This is a genomic window from Bacillus sp. 196mf, assembly GCF_003217275.1.
Classification (GTDB): Bacteria; Bacillota; Bacilli; order Bacillales; family Bacillaceae_G; genus Bacillus_A; species Bacillus_A thuringiensis_S.
This window is the reverse complement of record NZ_QJTG01000016.1, coordinates 16560-32602: the sequence shown is the minus strand read 5'-3', so window position 1 is coordinate 32602 and position 16043 is coordinate 16560. Positions and strand designations below refer to the sequence as shown.

Genomic DNA, 16043 nt, shown 5'->3' with positions numbered 1-16043 from the left:
AAGGCTTTCCTACTGCGTAGGAAAGCCTTGTATGCAAGTTATTATAGAATAACATATGCTACATCACTTTAAGTAACTCCCTACGCTGGCATTATCCAGATCAGGTTGAGGGTCGATGTTTACTTACATCCTCTCAGCCAATTGGCTCCCCGGTCCTTAATTCGTTTTCATTGTAGCATGATTTATTTTATTGAACAAACAAAAGCATGCATAATCATTTCATTATTTTTGGAAAATATCCAACTTTTTCACCATGAGCTAATAACTGCTGTATAAATTCTTTATTGATTGCTGGTACTATCAATTCTTTTTTCTTAATCCATTCATTCGTTCTACGCGTACCCATTACAATTTCAGATTGCTGCGCTCCATCTCCTGCAACTTGAGAAGCAATTAACTCTGCTATTACTTCATTTTCCTTCGCTAATTCAAGTCCGGTATTTACATATTCTGAAAGTGGAACCATTTCAAGATTGTATCCACACTCTCCAATTAACTGTATAAATTGTTCAAACTCAATTTGATGTGGATGACAAATATGTAACGTCTCTCCTACAATTTGCGAATCTTTTAAATACGATACAATTGATTTACTAGCAAAATCAATTGGTGTGAAATCAACTTTCCACTTCACATTTGGTGCTTTCCCAATTAATAGCATTGTTTTAATAAGACGATAAAATGCGTTTCCTTCAATATTTTGTTGGAACGAACCTGTTTCTGAATGACATGCTAAATTACCTGCACGATAAATATTTCCGCGCAAACCATTTTTCATTGCTTCACGAACAATGTTTTCCGCTTGTAGTTTACTATTTGAATATACATTCTCTAAGTCTACACTGTAATTAAAATCACCAGTTTTCATGTATGTATCCCATTGATCTACCGCTAATTCTAACGGGATACCAATTGTAGAAATAAAATGGAATGTAGCACCTTTCTCCGCTAATGCTAGCATACGGCTAGTTCCTTGGACATTTATATTTTCAAATTGTTTTACATCTCCAAAATGTCTTACATCTGCACCGCAATGAATTATCGTATCCATCTTAGAACTGATGAACATAAATTCTTCTTCGCTCATCCCAAGATACTCTTCCCCCAGATCACCAGCTACGGCCTGTATACGCTGTAACCATTCTTCACATATATCACTAAAGTAGCCTGTTAATGTATCTATAATTCTTTGTTGCACATCTTTGGTTGGTCTTACTAAACAATAAATAGTAGCAGATGTATCTCTCAACAATTCATATAATATGTGTGATCCTAAATAACCAGTAGCTCCTGTTAAAAAGACATTTAAAATCTGGGTTTCTTCCAAAACGTTTGCATACGTAATAGTATCTGGTTCGTGAATCACTTTATATTCACGAAATACTTCTTCTTTCTCTACTTTTACTTCTCGCTCAATTCGAGCTAATCCATATATCGTTCTTTCTTTAAAGAAATCTTGAATTGTTAAATGTGAAAAATCTTCTTTTAACAATGTTAAGACTCGTAATACTTTTAATGAATGTCCACCAATTGTAAAGAAATCATCATGTACTCCAACTTTTGAAATTCCTAATACTTCCGCCCAAGCGCGCGCTATTTGTTTCTCTGCTTTATTAGAAGGTGCAACATATTCTTGTAGACGAACCGGTTCATACTTTTCTTCTAGCTGAGCTAACTTCTTCACATCAATCTTTTTATTAGGTGTAAGTGGCAATTCATTAATATAAATTAGTTTAGATGGCACCATATAATCTGGTAATTGCTCTTGTAACTGATAAACTAATTCTGGTATTTCTTTTTTATTTAAAGTTGTATAGAACGCGATTAAATATTGGCTACCTTCCTTACTCTTCTTAGCAAAAACAGCATTTTCTTTTATATTATGATTTTGAGAAATTTTACTTTGGATTTCTCCTAGTTCAATACGATGTCCTCTAATCTTTACTTGATCATCTTTCCGATGTAAAAATTCTATATTTCCATCCTCTAACAACTTAACAATATCACCTGTTTTATATATATTAACTATAGGATTGAAAGGGTTCTGAATAAAAGCTTCCATTGTTTTATTAGGCTTATTAAAATACCCTTTTGCTAATCCTACTGAATCTATATATAATTCACCAGGTACACCAATTGGACAAAGATTCATATTCTCATCCAAAATCATAACTTGATAATTAGCACATGGTTTACCAATGGGAATACTCGCAACATCCTCATTTAACTGACTAGGTATTTTATAGGTTGTCGTCACTACAGTACATTCTGTCGGTCCGTATACATTATGAATTTCAACATTTGTACCTATTCTTTCTCTCCACAATTTAATAACCTCTACAGGCAACATTTCACCGCCAATCGCAATTCTTTTTAGGGAAGCTAGCTTATATATATCTTCTTCTGCTAAATAAGTTGCTACTTGTCGAACAAAAATTGTTGCTAATGCCAAGATCGAAGTTGCTTTCACTTTATAGATTGCATTTGCAAATGCTTCTACAGACAATCGCTCTTCCTCTAATAATACATACAAATTTCCTCCGCAGAATAAAGAAGCAAATGACTCCCATACAGAAGCATCGAAACTAAAGGAAGGAAATTGGGCAAATACATCCTCTTCTGTCAATTCATATTGCTTTTGCATCCAAGTGTACAGATTAACAACGCCTCTATGTGCTAACATCGTTCCCTTTGGATTCCCTGTTGAACCAGATGTATAAATCATATAAGCTACATCATCACAATGAATAGACAACTTTACATCTATATCTTCACAAGTTTCACTATCATACATTGAAACTGTTTGAACCCCATCACATGTTATAGGCGTCTCTTTCATCAATATAACTTTCGCTTGGCTATCTTGAATAATGTACTGTATTCTACTTTCCGGATAATCTGGATCAATCGGAACATACGCTGCACCAGCTTTTAATATAGCTACCATACTTACTACTGTGTCTATGCTACGTTTCATAAATATTCCAACATAGTCTCCTAATTGGACGCCATTTTTAATTAACATATGAGCTATTTGATTACTTTTTTTATTTAGCTCCTCATAAGTTAAAGTACCTTCCCTTGAAGATAAAGCTATACGATTTGGAAATTGAGTAACAGTATTATAGAACATATCGACGATACTTTTCTCAGGATATACTGCTGTCGTATCATTCACTTGACTATAAAGTGCCATCTCGGCCTCTGTAATAATATTAAAATTCTTTATATAATTATTCTTATTTCGTGATGTACCAATTAAAACACCTTGTATTTGTTGTGCATAACGAGTAATCGTTGTTTCCTTCCAATTAACACTATTAAATATTATTTCTACACTTTGCATATTTTTACTAAATACAAATTGTAATGTATTCGTGTCTTGTAGCTCATAATATGTTTCACCAATAATAATAGGTGACATTTCATATAATGTATTACCGTTTTGAAACTCTTCTATTTCTTCCTCATTCATTTCTTTAATTTGTTCCAGTTGCTCTTCAATCTGTAAATTCAAACTTTCATAGGAGAGAAAATTAGAAACTTCAATAGTAATCGGAAATAAACTTCCTCTTACATGATAAAGCACGACAATATGTTTTTCTTTAGAAATATGATATAACCACGTTGCAGTCGCTCCTATTAAATCTACAATATGAGTCAAATTTGGAAATAGTTCAGTTTTCCTTTTTATCCTAAGTTCCGTTCCTTGCACATCTTTAGGTATTTTAATACTTCCTTCTACTTTCCCTAAAAATTCTTTTACCATCTCATTATAAGAAATTGCTAATTTCATATTTATGTAAATTCCTCTCTTAAATATAATAAAGGTGTGAAAATTCACACCTTTTTCATCCCTTATTAACGGGCAGATTCGTTCAATTCATAATCAGTAGCGGAGATATCCCCTTTGATTAGAATTGAACTTTCTCCTTATTCGCTTTTAAACTCACCAATAAGCTCTTGTAATTCCTGAGAAAGCCAACTTAAAGAAGTCGCTAATTCTGCAATATCTTGTACTGATATTTCTTGCTCTTTCATGCTTTCTTCAACATTACTACTGCTGTTGGCATAAGTGTTTGCAATATGTGATAATTCATTTACGACTTGAACGATATTCTGGCTATTTTGTAAAATGTCACTCGAATTACCCGAAACAGCTTTTACTTGATCTGTAACAGATTGCGCTGATTTGGAGATTTTTTCAAAGAAATTTCCACTACTTTGAACAAGTGAAATTCCAGTTTCTACTTCTTTTGAACCTTTTTGCATTGAAACTACAGCATCTTCTGTCTCAGCTTGTGTTTCACCAATTAATTTCGCTATATCTTTAGCAGACGCTTCCGTTTGTTCTGCTAATTTTCGTACTTCATCAGCAACAACTGCAAACCCTCTCCCCGCTGCTCCAGCACGTGAAGCCTCAATAGAAGCATTTAAAGCTAATAAATTTGTTTGATTTGAAATACCTGTAATTACAGTTACGATATCACTAATTTCTTTTGACCTTGTTTCTAACGAATAAATGATGGAAGATAAATCTTGTACTGCATTTTGAATTAAACTCATTTGATTAATAATTTGTCCAATCACTTCATTACCTTCAATTGAATGTTGCTCCATACCTTCAGAAGCAACCGCAACTTGTTTCGCAGCCCCAGTTATCTCTTCTACCTTATCTTCCATTCCATGTACAATTCCTAAACATTGTTGTACTGAAGTTTTTTGAGACTGTGCCCCTACTCTTAAACCTTCAATAGAACTTGCAATCTCTTGAACTGCCATGCTGTTTTCCTCTGTACTCGCCGACAATTCTTGTGAAGAAGAAGAAACTTGCTCAGCAGTTTGCCTTACTTTATCTATAATCCCTTTAAATTTTTCAATCGTGTTATTGAAATAAACATTAATAATTCCAATATCATCTGGTCTTTCTTTTAATTTAATACTTAAGTCACCTTCACCAATTTTACGTAACCCTTCTCGTAAATCTTTTAATGGAGCTAACGAGTGACGCACGATAAAGAATTGAGTAATAGTCGCAATTGCTAATGAAATAATGATAAAGAGTAAGCCCTGTATCATAAACTTCTCTTTTGTAATAGGAACAATGGAAGCATCTAAGTCAGCCGCAATAATTGCAACAATATTATTTTCTCCATCTGTAATTGGTTCTAATATTGTCACCCACGAACCTATTTCATCTTCATATACTTCTGTCATTTGGGCCTTTTTCGTATCAATGACTTTATCGTATGCCTTCATCCAATGAGCGGGTTGTTCATAATAATCTCCCGGCTTTATAGGGAACGCTTTTGTTAACTCTGTAGTCAAACCAACGAGTTGTAATTCTCGCTTTTCATTCGGCTTTGCTCCTGTAACATACGTTTGTCCAACACTTTTCAATTCTTTTGACACTTCATCTAATTTCTCTGTTAACTTTTCTTTTTTCACTTTTTCGGCTGTAGGATCTTTCGCCATGTCTCTAACTAATTCTACATCCAATTTTTTCAATACTATTTCTCCTGTTTCAATAGACTGCCTTTCAAATAAAGACATCATACTATTTTGAAACATGTTGAAACTTAGTGCACCCATACTTCCAACAAGTGTCAAAATAACTAATACGGTTAATAAGACGTTCTTTTGAAGGAACGATAACTTATGCCAATATTTTTTCATTAATATCCACCTTCCTTAATTAACATAAACAAAAAAACAAAATATATGAATATTTTGTTTGAAAATGTTTCTCAATATGTTCGAGAATAAAAAAAAGCCAATGTAAAAGCATTGGCCAAGACCAACCCTATCCGTCCGGTAACTGGCTAGCGTAGCCTTTCGACCTTAGCTCCTGTAGTTTTGCGTCCTCATGTTTCCATCAGTTTGCCTTTCTCGCTGAACGAGTTGAACGATATGGGAGTTCTATGAGAATTAATTTATTCTCTTTCAAAGATTACAACATATAAATCAAAATGTCTACTTATTTAGAGATATAAATACAAATTTTTAATGCATTGCTTTTTCAAAATAATTTCAAAAAGTACGTGAATGTTACTTTTTTTGTGTTATATAATAAAAAATGTATAAACAACAAGGATTTCTTCGGGTATTTATTTAATTTTCATTCAAATTAAACTATTCGAATATATCTTAACTAATGAATTCCGGAGGTAGTTTATCATGTTTTGGCTACAATTTCTTACCTTGTTACTCTGTATTTTTATTGGTGCACGCCTAGGCGGAGTTGGTTTAGGAGTAATGGGTGGAGTTGGTATGGCAATACTCGTTTTTGTCTTCCACTTACAACCAACCGCGCCTCCTATCGATGTAATGCTTATGATTTTGGCAGTAATTACAGCTGCTGGTGCTTTGCAAGCTGCTGGAGGAATGGACTATCTTGTTCATCTAGCTGAAAAGGCATTACGAAAAAATCCAAAGCGTATTACTTTTTTTGCTCCAATTGTTACTTATTTATTCACACTATGTGCAGGCACTGGTCACGTTGCCTATTCTGTACTTCCTGTTATTGCAGAAGTCTCTCGTGAATCAGGGATTAGACCGGAACGCCCAATGTCGATTGCCGTAATCGCTTCTCAACAAGCAATTACAGCTAGTCCAATTTCAGCTGCCACAGTTGCTCTTTTAGCAATGTTAGCTGACTATAAAATCACTTTATTAGATATTTTAAAAGTGAGTATTCCCTCCACTTTCATTGCTTGTATGTTAGCAGCATTCGTTGCTAGTAAGATGGGAAAAGAATTAAGTGAGGACCCTGAATACTTAAAACGATTAAAAGAAGGAATGATTCCTAAGCTTGAAGAGAAAAAAGAATTTGTAGGTGTAAAGGGCGCAAAATTATCAGTTATCCTTTTCCTTGTAGGAACCTTCCTTGTTGTACTTCTTGGTTCATTTGAAGCACTTCGTCCAGGATGGATAGTTGATGGGAAGTTAGCTCGCCTTTCCATGCCGAACACAATTGAGATGGTCATGTTAACTATCGCGGCTCTTATTATTATTTTCTGTAAACCAAATGTAGAAAGCATTGTGTCTGGTAACGTCTTTAAAGCAGGGGCAACAGCAGTTGTTGCTATTTTCGGTATCGCTTGGATGGGAGATACTTTCTTTAACGGAAACTTAAATATGATTCAAGGATCCATTCAGCATTTAGTAACAAGTGCACCTTGGCTATTTGCCATCGCGCTATTCATTCTATCTATTTTACTGTACAGCCAAGCAGCAACAGTACGTGCCTTAATGCCACTTGGACTATCCCTTGGTATTCCACCAGCACTACTGATTGCAATGTTCCCTGCAGTAAACGGATATTTCTTCATTCCAAACTATGGAACAATCGTTGCTGCCATTAACTTTGACCGTACTGGTACAACAGGTATCGGTAAATACGTATTAAATCATAGCTTTATGATTCCAGGTTTAATCGCAACATTTACTTCTATCGGCATTGGAATGCTTTTAATTTCTATTATGTTTTAAAGAAAAAGCACAAACCCTTATTTAAAAAGGTTTGTGCTTTTTTAATCAAACGTTTGTTTAAAATTTGGGGCAGTCCATTTCTCCATGTAGCACTTAAAATACTACACGTCCTTCCCTACAAACTTCTCTTTACTTCTTCAGCTAATTTTCTCGTACTTTCATACGCAGATTCAGCTAAACTAATTGCTGAAATAACTGAAACACCGTCCGCACCCGCTTCTATAACTGCTGCTGTATTTTCAATTGTAATCCCACCAATACCAACGATTGGCACTGTAATTCCTTGTTCTCTAAAATAAGCTAATCCTTTCGTTCCTTGAACCGCTTTCGTATCTTTTTTCGTACTCGTTGTGAAAATAGGTCCAACGCCTAAATAATCTGCTCCATTTTCGATTGCAAAGCGTGCTTCTTCAATTGTATGAGCAGATACGCCGATAATTTTATCTCCCATTTTTTCACGAACAGATGTAATTCCTTCATCATCTTGTCCTACATGAACACCATCTGCATCTAATTCAATGGCTAATTCTACATCATCATTTACAATGAAAGGAACACTATATTCCTTACAAAGCGTCTGCAATTCTTTTGCAAAGCGCACTCTATCTTCTCCGATTAAAGAACCTTCCCCCTTCTCGCGAAACTGAAAAAGTGTCACTCCACCATCTAACGCTTCTTTCAATACAGCTAAAGGATCCTTCGTGCAGTTATTGCTTCCCATAATAAAATACACTTGTAATAACTTAGACATTTTCTTTGTTTCAATGCGCATCGTATGTTTCATCCCCCTTACTCTAACTCCTCAATCTTCCCATACTTCTCAATATCAGCTGAAGTTGTATTCGCTAATTGATTTAAAAATTCAATTTGGAAACTACCTGGCCCTTTTTCTACTGTTTTAACAGCTGCCAGTTCCGCAGCTACACCATAAAACGTTAATGCGGCTACTGCTGCTTTTACATAATCTTTTTCTACTGCTACAAATGCTCCTATTACAGAAGTTAGTAAACAACCTGTTCCCGTAACTTTCGTTAAAATAGGGTGACCGTTTCGAATAACAATAGTTCTCTCTCCATCTGTAACAACATCTTCTTTTCCAGTAATGACCGCAACTGTATTTAGTTCGTCTGCTGCCTGCCTTGCAATACTTACAACATTTCCATTTCCAGTACCAGCGTCTACCCCTTTAATTTCCCATTTCTCATTAATAACATTTGCTATTTCAGCTGCATTTCCGCGGATAATTGCTAAATCGATTTCAGCCGGAATATGTCTCGCAACTTCTGTTCGATACGAAGTTGCTCCTGCACCAACTGGATCAAATAGTACTGGCACATTGTTCGTATTTGCTGATTTACCCGCGAGTAGCATAGCTTCTACTTCTTCAGGACGAAGTGTCCCCATATTTAATACTAACGCTCCAGCAATGCTAGCCATTTCTGCTACTTCTTCTTTTGCATACGCCATTACAGGCGATGCCCCAAGTGCCAACAAACCGTTAGCAGTAAAATTTGTTACAACAACATTTGTAATATTATGAACAAGCGGATTAGATTCTCTCACCAAATCCACTACTTTACTAATTTCTTTCATATTCATCCTTTTCATCTCCTAACTATAATGATGGGAGATACACAAAAAGACACTTTGCGCGTACGCAAAGTGCCTGAACATGTGCTTTTACACTCTCCCTACGCTGGCATTATCCAACAGGTTCAAATGGTCAATGACGGACTAGTAGCCATACTCTCAGTTTGTATCCACAAACTCCCATGTGTTTCTTATTCATCTACTTCAAAGTCTACTCTTATTCTAGTAAAATAACAAGTTCTTTACTTTTCCATATAAAGTGAAACTTTAATCAGTGGGGGCATCCCCCACTGATTATTAGCCTTCACCAATCGGGCGTTTACGGCAGCCCGACCCCCGCCTAACTTCTTTGCTCCATCCAAGTTATATAGAAGATAAATGAAGTACACACCATCGAAGAAGTTAACAATTTCATTTCGTTAATACAAATTTATCTATTCAATTAAAAAGATAAAAAAATTACTCTTAAATATATTAAACTTTTGAAGTTACAATTTGTATTTACATAACAAAATAAGAGACTTACTGTAATTTCGTTGTAGGTCTCTTCATCTTGCTCCCCTATCGGTGTAATTTAGTAAAAAATATGAATCTGAATCATAATAAATTAAATTATATAACTTCTATCAACTAATAGCGGAGATAAATATGTTTCCAATAATGCAGCAACAAATAAAAGTACTAGATCTATGACTAGTAAAATCAAAATTTTTTTCCCTAATATGATAAAAGAATTTTTACTAAGTTCTTTTTTTCTAATTATATTAATAATGGATACCGCTACATATACACCTATTGTTGCAGTAAAACACATATTTATGATCTCAATTATTCCATGGCCTGCAAAATAAGATGCTGCTGTTTTCAAAGACGTTCTCTCTATCAAGCTATGGAAAGAAAACCCTAAGTAAAAAAACTGTTCAAATAAAAAAATTAAAGAAAAAAAGCCAAAACTAATAATCGAGAAAATTATTGTAAACAAATGAATTTCTAAATTATTACTAAAAATTGTAATGAAAGAGGGCTTTAAATTAGGACTAAACTGTTCATTAGGCAGCAATAAAAACCCCAGAAAGAAAAATAAACTCCCTATAACTGAACAAGCAATAAAACAAAGGATAAATAATTTAGGTTTCACAGTTATCACTCTCCAAAATTAATTTATTCAATCGCTCATCCCTTTTTAAAATTATTTTTCCATCCGAAAAATTTGCTAAATCAACATCTGTTGAATGCGTGGCATAAATTAAAATTGATCTATTTTGAATTATGTAATCCTTTAAATAATCCAAAGTAACTTTCCTTGACCTAATGTCAAAATTAACAAAAGGTTCATCAAGAAGAATTAAGCTAGGTGAAGCTAGAAGAGCCAATATTAATGACAGCTTTTGTCTAGTTCCCAAAGATAATTCACGTGTATATGTATTTTGATATTTATCAAGCCCAATCTCTTGAATCAAATGTTCTAAAGACGAATCTAATCTAGTTCTATTAATAAAAGATAGTACCATATCTATTGTTTCCGAAGGCGTTAAATATTCGTATAAGAACGGTGTATTACCAATTAATGAGACATTTGCAATATACTCTTTAAAATCGTTCTTTAATGAAGATTTCTTTAATATAACTTCCCCATCAAACTTTGTCATTCCACCAATTATATTCAATAAAGTTGATTTTCCTATCCCATTTTTACCAACTAACTCTAAAATCTTCATTTCATCTACCTTTAAATTTACTCCATCAAAAATATAAGTTGATTCACCATATTTTTTTTTTATATTTATTAATTCCAGCATATTTTACCTCTCTTTTTTTAGGAAATTATAAAATACCAAATAAATAGAATAAACGATAAAAAAGCCCATTACAGGATATAAATTCCCTAGCTTCATTGAATAAACAGCCACAAGACTACATGTTACAAATGGTAAACCTAAAACTAACAAATCTTCAATAGGATTAAAAAAGTACATAAAGAAATTATTTTTTATATCTTCTATTGATAATTTTTTAAAGCGGTATACTCTTTTAGTTATGATTTTTATTGAGTAGAAGTAAATAATTGTTGAACCAAAAATAGTAATACCTGTAAACAATGAAGTTCCATAAAACATAAATGCACCAATATAATAACTAATTAGAATTACTATAAGCTTTCTTGACAGAAATTTGGAAAGTAAATCCTCAAAATATGTTTTCTTATCAAACTTCCTTATATAATAAAAATCACTCAAGTTAGAAGTTTGTAACATTTTTGAGCTATTTATAATTCCTTGAGATAGAAAACTAAGAATCGCACTTTCAACAGCTAAATAAACGGAAATTATAATAATTTTATTAATGCTAAAATAAAAATTTAAAATGCCGATTATCAATAGTGAAGCTATTGCAAACAGATAAGTATAAAATATATGTAAAAAGAAAGTTCTATTTTGGCAAGATCGAGCTAACGCCATTCGATACTTATCCAACTGCTTGCCGTTTTGATACTTGATTATATGCTCTTTCTTTTTCGTATAGTTTGGTCCATGAATAAAGAAAAAGATAATCTGATGATTACTCCATAAAAATTTTGATAGAATAATCGCTGAAACTATTACTATCACCAAGCATTCATATATAAATATTGTTATGTAACTAAACTGCAGCTCAACCATAAAAATGATACTAAAAATACAATAAAAAAGAATTTTTGTTCCAAATGTCCGTAGCAATTTTTCTATGATAAGTAATTTAAAATTATTGTTTTGAGCCTTATGCATCCATTGAGAAATATTCTCAATTTCTTCCGAATCATAATCATCATTATTAATATCTGTCATCAAAATTGTTAAAAAAAGATAGACAGTCGCACTATAAAAGGGATTTATAGACGAACGAAAATAATGCATTAATTCATAAACAAAGATTGGTGCCAAAATTGAAACAAATGTAATACATATATTTATATTATAAAAAAAAGATAGCAATAATTTTTTATCGCCATCGGCAAATTTGTTTAAAAAATCCCCAAATAAAACTTCCATATTTGCAAATGCTTTTCTTTTTTTCATCAATCTTTTAAATTTAAAGTATTTCATCCGCTTTAATTTCCTAATAAATTTATAACAGTTTTTATCAAACTATATGCCGCTACTACACCAAATAAAATCGATACTACTAACATTACTTTCATCTTAAACTTAAAATTCTTTTCCATCTATTACACCCTCCTAAAGTTATTTAGACTAAATAAAAGTAATCATCATTTGAAAGATAACTGTCAAACCATAAGTTATTAAAAATATAATTGTACTTAGCTTTATTTTCAATCTATTCGAAATAGAATCATCTAAATTAAGTAAATATAGATAAACAAAACCTGCCAAAAATAGTTGAGATCCTGGAGACCACCCTATCCATTGAACATCGTATAAATTGTTTAAACCAGCAATCGAAAAAATAACCATATTTAATAACACAGATGCTATATTCGCAGAAACTATTATTGGAAAAAAATTGCTGAATTTTAGTTTTTTATGAGTAATAAAATTTGTACTAAAAGTAATAAATAATGTTTCTATTACTACCACTGTAATACTCACAACCAATTGTATTAAAATTAAAAAGACTGTGACAAAAGAATCTGTAAATAATTGTAACGGCATTTCCATTTTATGAAATTCTTCAATAACTTTAAACTGTTTAATTGTAAAAAGTGAATTTGCGACCACTACTAGAATGAGTAGCAAAAAAGATAATAAATTTATGCCCCTTTTATGTATTAACTTAAACATTTTTATCTCCCTAATATAAGTAAATTAATAAATCGTTATGTTTTTTAATACACAAATAGCTGTGTGCCTCTTCTATTACATAACTCTAATACCCTATAAACATATCATTCTAAAATTAAATTTTAGAATACACCTCATCATAATTAGGGGGCAATTTTGCCCCCCTAATGTCCTTTTTAAAGAGCTCTTGCTGCAGCCCTCTTACCCATTCTAGTCATTCCTAAAATTGTAGCACGATAGCTCCAAACAGCTGCAGAAGCTGCAGCACCAATTCCAGTTAGAGACAATAGTAAAGAAGCATAAGAAATCCAATCTAAAGCGGCCATAATTGCTGATGCAGTAGCTGCGCTACATCCAATAAGATTCATAATCATAACTTTTTTCATTATAAATATCCTCCTTGAACATCCACTTAATTTTAATATAAAAATAATAATTCCACTCTTCTTCTCAACATCCCCCGGGTTCTACTAAAGTTTACCATTATAGTTAAATATACGCAATATCCTTTTATAGAATTTTCTAAAAATAGTTTTTTAGATTTTTAAATATGATACATGAGCACTTTCTCTCATGTATCAAAATGTATTCTTATATTTTGATACTCTTAATAAGATCAAAAAAGGAGCACTAAATAATAAAGTGAAACTTTAATCAGTGGGGTTTTGTTCATCCCTCACTGATTATTAGCCTTCACCAATCGGGCTTTTACGGGCAGCCCGACCCTACCTAACTTCTTTGCTTCCACTGAATTTTGAGGTGGGGGTCTTACTGCCCGTTAATGCGGGATAAATCCCATCCCCACTTAATCAACTAATCAAAAAATATTAGTTCAATTAATAATTTTAAAAGGAATTTCTAGAAAGAAACATCTGACTATAAGATAGGAGCCTCCTTTACATTTCCTCTTGAAAACTGTGGTATATTAGACGATATATAGTTAATAAAGGAGTTCAATTAAATGGCAAAAAGTATTGTAATCGCTGAAAAACCTTCCGTTGCACGAGATATTGCTCGTGTACTGAAGTGTGATAAAAAAGGAAACGGCTATCTTGAAGGTAGTAAATATATTGTAACTTGGGCTTTAGGTCATCTCGTTACATTAGCAGATCCAGAAAGTTATGATGTGAAATATAAAAAGTGGAATTTAGAAGATTTACCGATGCTACCTGAGCGTTTGAAATTAACGGTTATTAAACAAACTGGTAAACAATTTAATGCTGTAAAAAGTCAGCTACTTAGAAAAGATGTAAATGAAATTATCGTAGCAACAGACGCTGGACGTGAAGGGGAATTAGTCGCACGCTGGATTATCGATAAAGTTAAGCTAAATAAACCAATCAAACGTTTATGGATTTCTTCTGTAACCGATAAAGCAATTAAAGATGGTTTTGCAAATTTAAAACCAGGTAAAGCCTATGACAATTTATACGCTTCAGCAGTTGCGCGTTCAGAAGCTGACTGGTATATCGGTCTTAATGCAACTCGTGCTTTAACGACTCGCTTTAATGCCCAGTTAAATTGCGGCCGTGTACAAACCCCTACTGTTGCTATGATTGCTAGTCGTGAGGATGAAATAAAGAACTTCAAAGCTCAAACTTACTACGGCATCGAAGCTCAAACGATGGAGAAACTCAAACTTACTTGGCAAGATGCAAATGGCAATAGCCGTAGTTTTAATAAAGAAAAAATTGATGGTATTGTAAAAAGTTTAGATAAACAACATGCTACTGTTGTGGAAATTGATAAGAAACAGAAGAAGTCATTCTCTCCTGGTCTTTACGATTTAACTGAATTGCAACGTGATGCAAATAAAAAGTTCGGTTACTCTGCTAAAGAAACATTAAATATTATGCAGAAATTGTATGAACAGCATAAAGTGCTAACGTACCCTCGTACAGATTCACGCTACATTTCATCTGATATCGTTGGAACACTTCCAGAACGTCTAAAAGCATGTGGTGTTGGAGAATACCGTCCCTTCGCACATAAAGTATTACAAAAGCCTATCAAACCTAACAAATCATTTGTTGATGATAGTAAAGTAAGCGATCATCATGCGATTATTCCAACAGAAGGATACGTTAACTTCTCAGCATTCACAGATAAAGAACGCAAAATTTATGATTTAGTTGTAAAACGTTTCTTAGCTGTTTTATTCCCAGCATTCGAATACGAGCAACTAACATTACGTACTAAAGTTGGTAGTGAAACGTTCATTGCACGCGGAAAAACGATTTTACATGCTGGCTGGAAGGAAGTATACGAAAATCGATTTGAAGACGATGATGTAACTGATGACGTAAAAGAGCAGCTTCTTCCTCGCATTGAAAAGGGCGATACATTAACTGTAAAGTTAATTATGCAAACATCAGGCCAAACGAAAGCACCTGCACGCTTTAATGAAGCAACTTTACTTTCAGCAATGGAGAATCCTACAAAATATATGGATACGCAAAATAAACAACTTGCTGATACGTTAAAATCGACTGGTGGATTAGGTACTGTAGCGACACGTGCAGATATTATCGACAAACTTTTCAACTCTTTCTTAATTGAAAAACGCGGCAAAGATATTCATATTACTTCAAAAGGCCGTCAGTTACTTGATTTAGTACCAGAAGAGTTAAAATCCCCTACACTAACTGGTGAATGGGAACAAAAACTTGAGGCTATCGCAAAAGGTAAGCTAAAAAAAGAAGTATTCATTTCTGAAATGAAGAACTATACGAAAGAAATTGTTTCTGAAATTAAATCGAGTGATAAAAAATATAAACATGACAACATTTCAACGAAGTCTTGTCCAGACTGTGGTAAACCGATGCTAGAAGTAAACGGCAAAAAAGGAAAAATGCTCGTATGCCAAGACCGTGAATGTGGTCATCGTAAAAATGTATCTCGCACAACAAACGCTCGTTGCCCACAATGTAAGAAGAAACTAGAATTACGTGGTGAAGGTGCAGGTCAAATCTTTGCATGTAAATGTGGCTATCGTGAGAAACTTTCTACATTCCAAGAGAGACGTAAAAAAGAATCTGGAAACAAAGCTGATAAACGTGACGTCCAAAAATATATGAAACAACAGAAAAAAGAAGAAGAACCATTAAACAACCCGTTCGCAGACGCATTAAAAAAATTAAAGTTCGATTAAACAAAAAGGTTCCTACCGCTCTCGGTAGGAAC

The 16043-nt window shown here is 33.3% G+C and carries 11 protein-coding genes and 3 riboswitches; of the genes, 2 read left to right on the top strand and 9 right to left on the bottom strand.

The features are described 5' to 3' along the window. Positions 1–60: 60 nt before the first annotated feature. Positions 61–162: riboswitch (TPP riboswitch) on the bottom strand. Positions 163–214: 52 nt separating this feature from the next. Together ATL10_RS20215 and ATL10_RS20210 are read right to left on the bottom strand one after the other, a co-directional pair. Beyond that, entirely contained in the window at positions 215–3796 is a 3582-nt protein-coding gene (locus ATL10_RS20215; protein WP_110497390.1) for a non-ribosomal peptide synthetase family protein, read from the bottom strand. Positions 3797–3933: 137 nt separating this feature from the next. Continuing rightward, positions 3934–5676 carry a methyl-accepting chemotaxis protein gene (locus ATL10_RS20210; RefSeq protein WP_000761077.1) on the bottom strand — a complete coding sequence of 581 codons (1743 nt, stop codon included), beginning with the start codon at positions 5674–5676 and terminating at the stop codon, positions 3934–3936. Positions 5677–5810: 134 nt separating this feature from the next. After that, positions 5811–5895: riboswitch (cyclic di-GMP riboswitch) on the bottom strand. Between the two features lie 282 nt (positions 5896–6177). Here ATL10_RS20210 and ATL10_RS20205 point away from each other — a divergent pair. Next, positions 6178–7491 (top strand): anaerobic C4-dicarboxylate transporter family protein, encoded by a 1314-nt coding sequence (locus ATL10_RS20205; protein WP_064532153.1) that lies wholly within the window; start codon positions 6178–6180, stop codon positions 7489–7491. A gap of 115 nt (positions 7492–7606) precedes the next feature. Here the strand turns inward: ATL10_RS20205 and thiE are convergent, their stop codons facing one another. The 7 genes from thiE to ATL10_RS20170 form a co-directional block, all read right to left on the bottom strand. After that, positions 7607–8275 (bottom strand): thiamine phosphate synthase, encoded by a 669-nt coding sequence (gene thiE / locus ATL10_RS20200; protein WP_097924644.1) that lies wholly within the window; start codon positions 8273–8275, stop codon positions 7607–7609. 5 nt (positions 8276–8280) lie between these two features. Next, positions 8281–9090, bottom strand: coding sequence for a hydroxyethylthiazole kinase (thiM, locus tag ATL10_RS20195; protein WP_097924646.1), 810 nt, complete (start codon positions 9088–9090; stop codon positions 8281–8283). A 72-nt stretch (positions 9091–9162) separates the two neighbouring features. Then, positions 9163–9275: riboswitch (TPP riboswitch) on the bottom strand. 413 nt (positions 9276–9688) lie between these two features. Beyond that, entirely contained in the window at positions 9689–10219 is a 531-nt protein-coding gene (locus tag ATL10_RS20190; protein ID WP_098236015.1) for a stage II sporulation protein M, read from the bottom strand. Next, complete coding sequence (locus tag ATL10_RS20185; RefSeq protein WP_090978220.1) at positions 10209–10880, bottom strand: ABC transporter ATP-binding protein; 672 nt, start codon at positions 10878–10880, stop codon at positions 10209–10211. The genes ATL10_RS20190 and ATL10_RS20185 overlap by 11 nt, the downstream gene beginning before the upstream one ends. Before the next feature lie 3 nt (positions 10881–10883). Continuing rightward, on the bottom strand, positions 10884–12137 hold the full coding sequence (locus ATL10_RS20180) for a sugar transporter (RefSeq protein ID WP_257130310.1): 1254 nt from the start codon (positions 12135–12137) through the stop codon (positions 10884–10886). Between the two features lie 174 nt (positions 12138–12311). Further along, positions 12312–12860: a hypothetical protein gene (locus tag ATL10_RS20175; protein WP_097913222.1), complete on the bottom strand. Its 549-nt coding sequence runs from the start codon at positions 12858–12860 to the stop codon at positions 12312–12314. A gap of 176 nt (positions 12861–13036) precedes the next feature. Further along, the gene (locus tag ATL10_RS20170) at positions 13037–13246 is read right to left on the bottom strand and encodes a hypothetical protein (protein ID WP_090978215.1); all 210 of its coding nucleotides are present in this window, start codon (positions 13244–13246) and stop codon (positions 13037–13039) included. A 575-nt stretch (positions 13247–13821) separates the two neighbouring features. On the opposite strand from ATL10_RS20170, the gene topB reads away from it, so the two are divergent. Beyond that, a complete protein-coding gene (gene topB / locus ATL10_RS20165) occupies positions 13822–16011 on the top strand; it encodes a DNA topoisomerase III (RefSeq protein WP_090978213.1) in 2190 nt (729 codons plus the stop codon). Positions 16012–16043: the final 32 nt, after the last annotated feature.

Bases quoted from the DNA above. Each gene is read 5' to 3' on its own strand.
- ATL10_RS20215 (WP_110497390.1), bottom strand. From the start codon at position 3,796: ATGAAATTAGCAATTTCTTATAATGAGATGGTAAAAGAATTTTTAGGG.
- ATL10_RS20210 (WP_000761077.1), bottom strand. From the start codon at position 5,676: ATGAAAAAATATTGGCATAAGTTATCGTTCCTTCAAAAGAACGTCTTA.
- ATL10_RS20205 (WP_064532153.1), top strand. From the start codon at position 6,178: ATGTTTTGGCTACAATTTCTTACCTTGTTACTCTGTATTTTTATTGGT.
- thiE (WP_097924644.1), bottom strand. From the start codon at position 8,275: ATGAAACATACGATGCGCATTGAAACAAAGAAAATGTCTAAGTTATTA.
- thiM (WP_097924646.1), bottom strand. From the start codon at position 9,090: ATGAATATGAAAGAAATTAGTAAAGTAGTGGATTTGGTGAGAGAATCT.
- ATL10_RS20185 (WP_090978220.1), bottom strand. From the start codon at position 10,880: ATGCTGGAATTAATAAATATAAAAAAAAAATATGGTGAATCAACTTAT.
- ATL10_RS20180 (WP_257130310.1), bottom strand. From the start codon at position 12,137: ATGAAAAAAAGAAAAGCATTTGCAAATATGGAAGTTTTATTTGGGGAT.
- ATL10_RS20175 (WP_097913222.1), bottom strand. From the start codon at position 12,860: ATGTTTAAGTTAATACATAAAAGGGGCATAAATTTATTATCTTTTTTG.
- ATL10_RS20170 (WP_090978215.1), bottom strand. From the start codon at position 13,246: ATGAAAAAAGTTATGATTATGAATCTTATTGGATGTAGCGCAGCTACT.
- topB (WP_090978213.1), top strand. From the start codon at position 13,822: ATGGCAAAAAGTATTGTAATCGCTGAAAAACCTTCCGTTGCACGAGAT.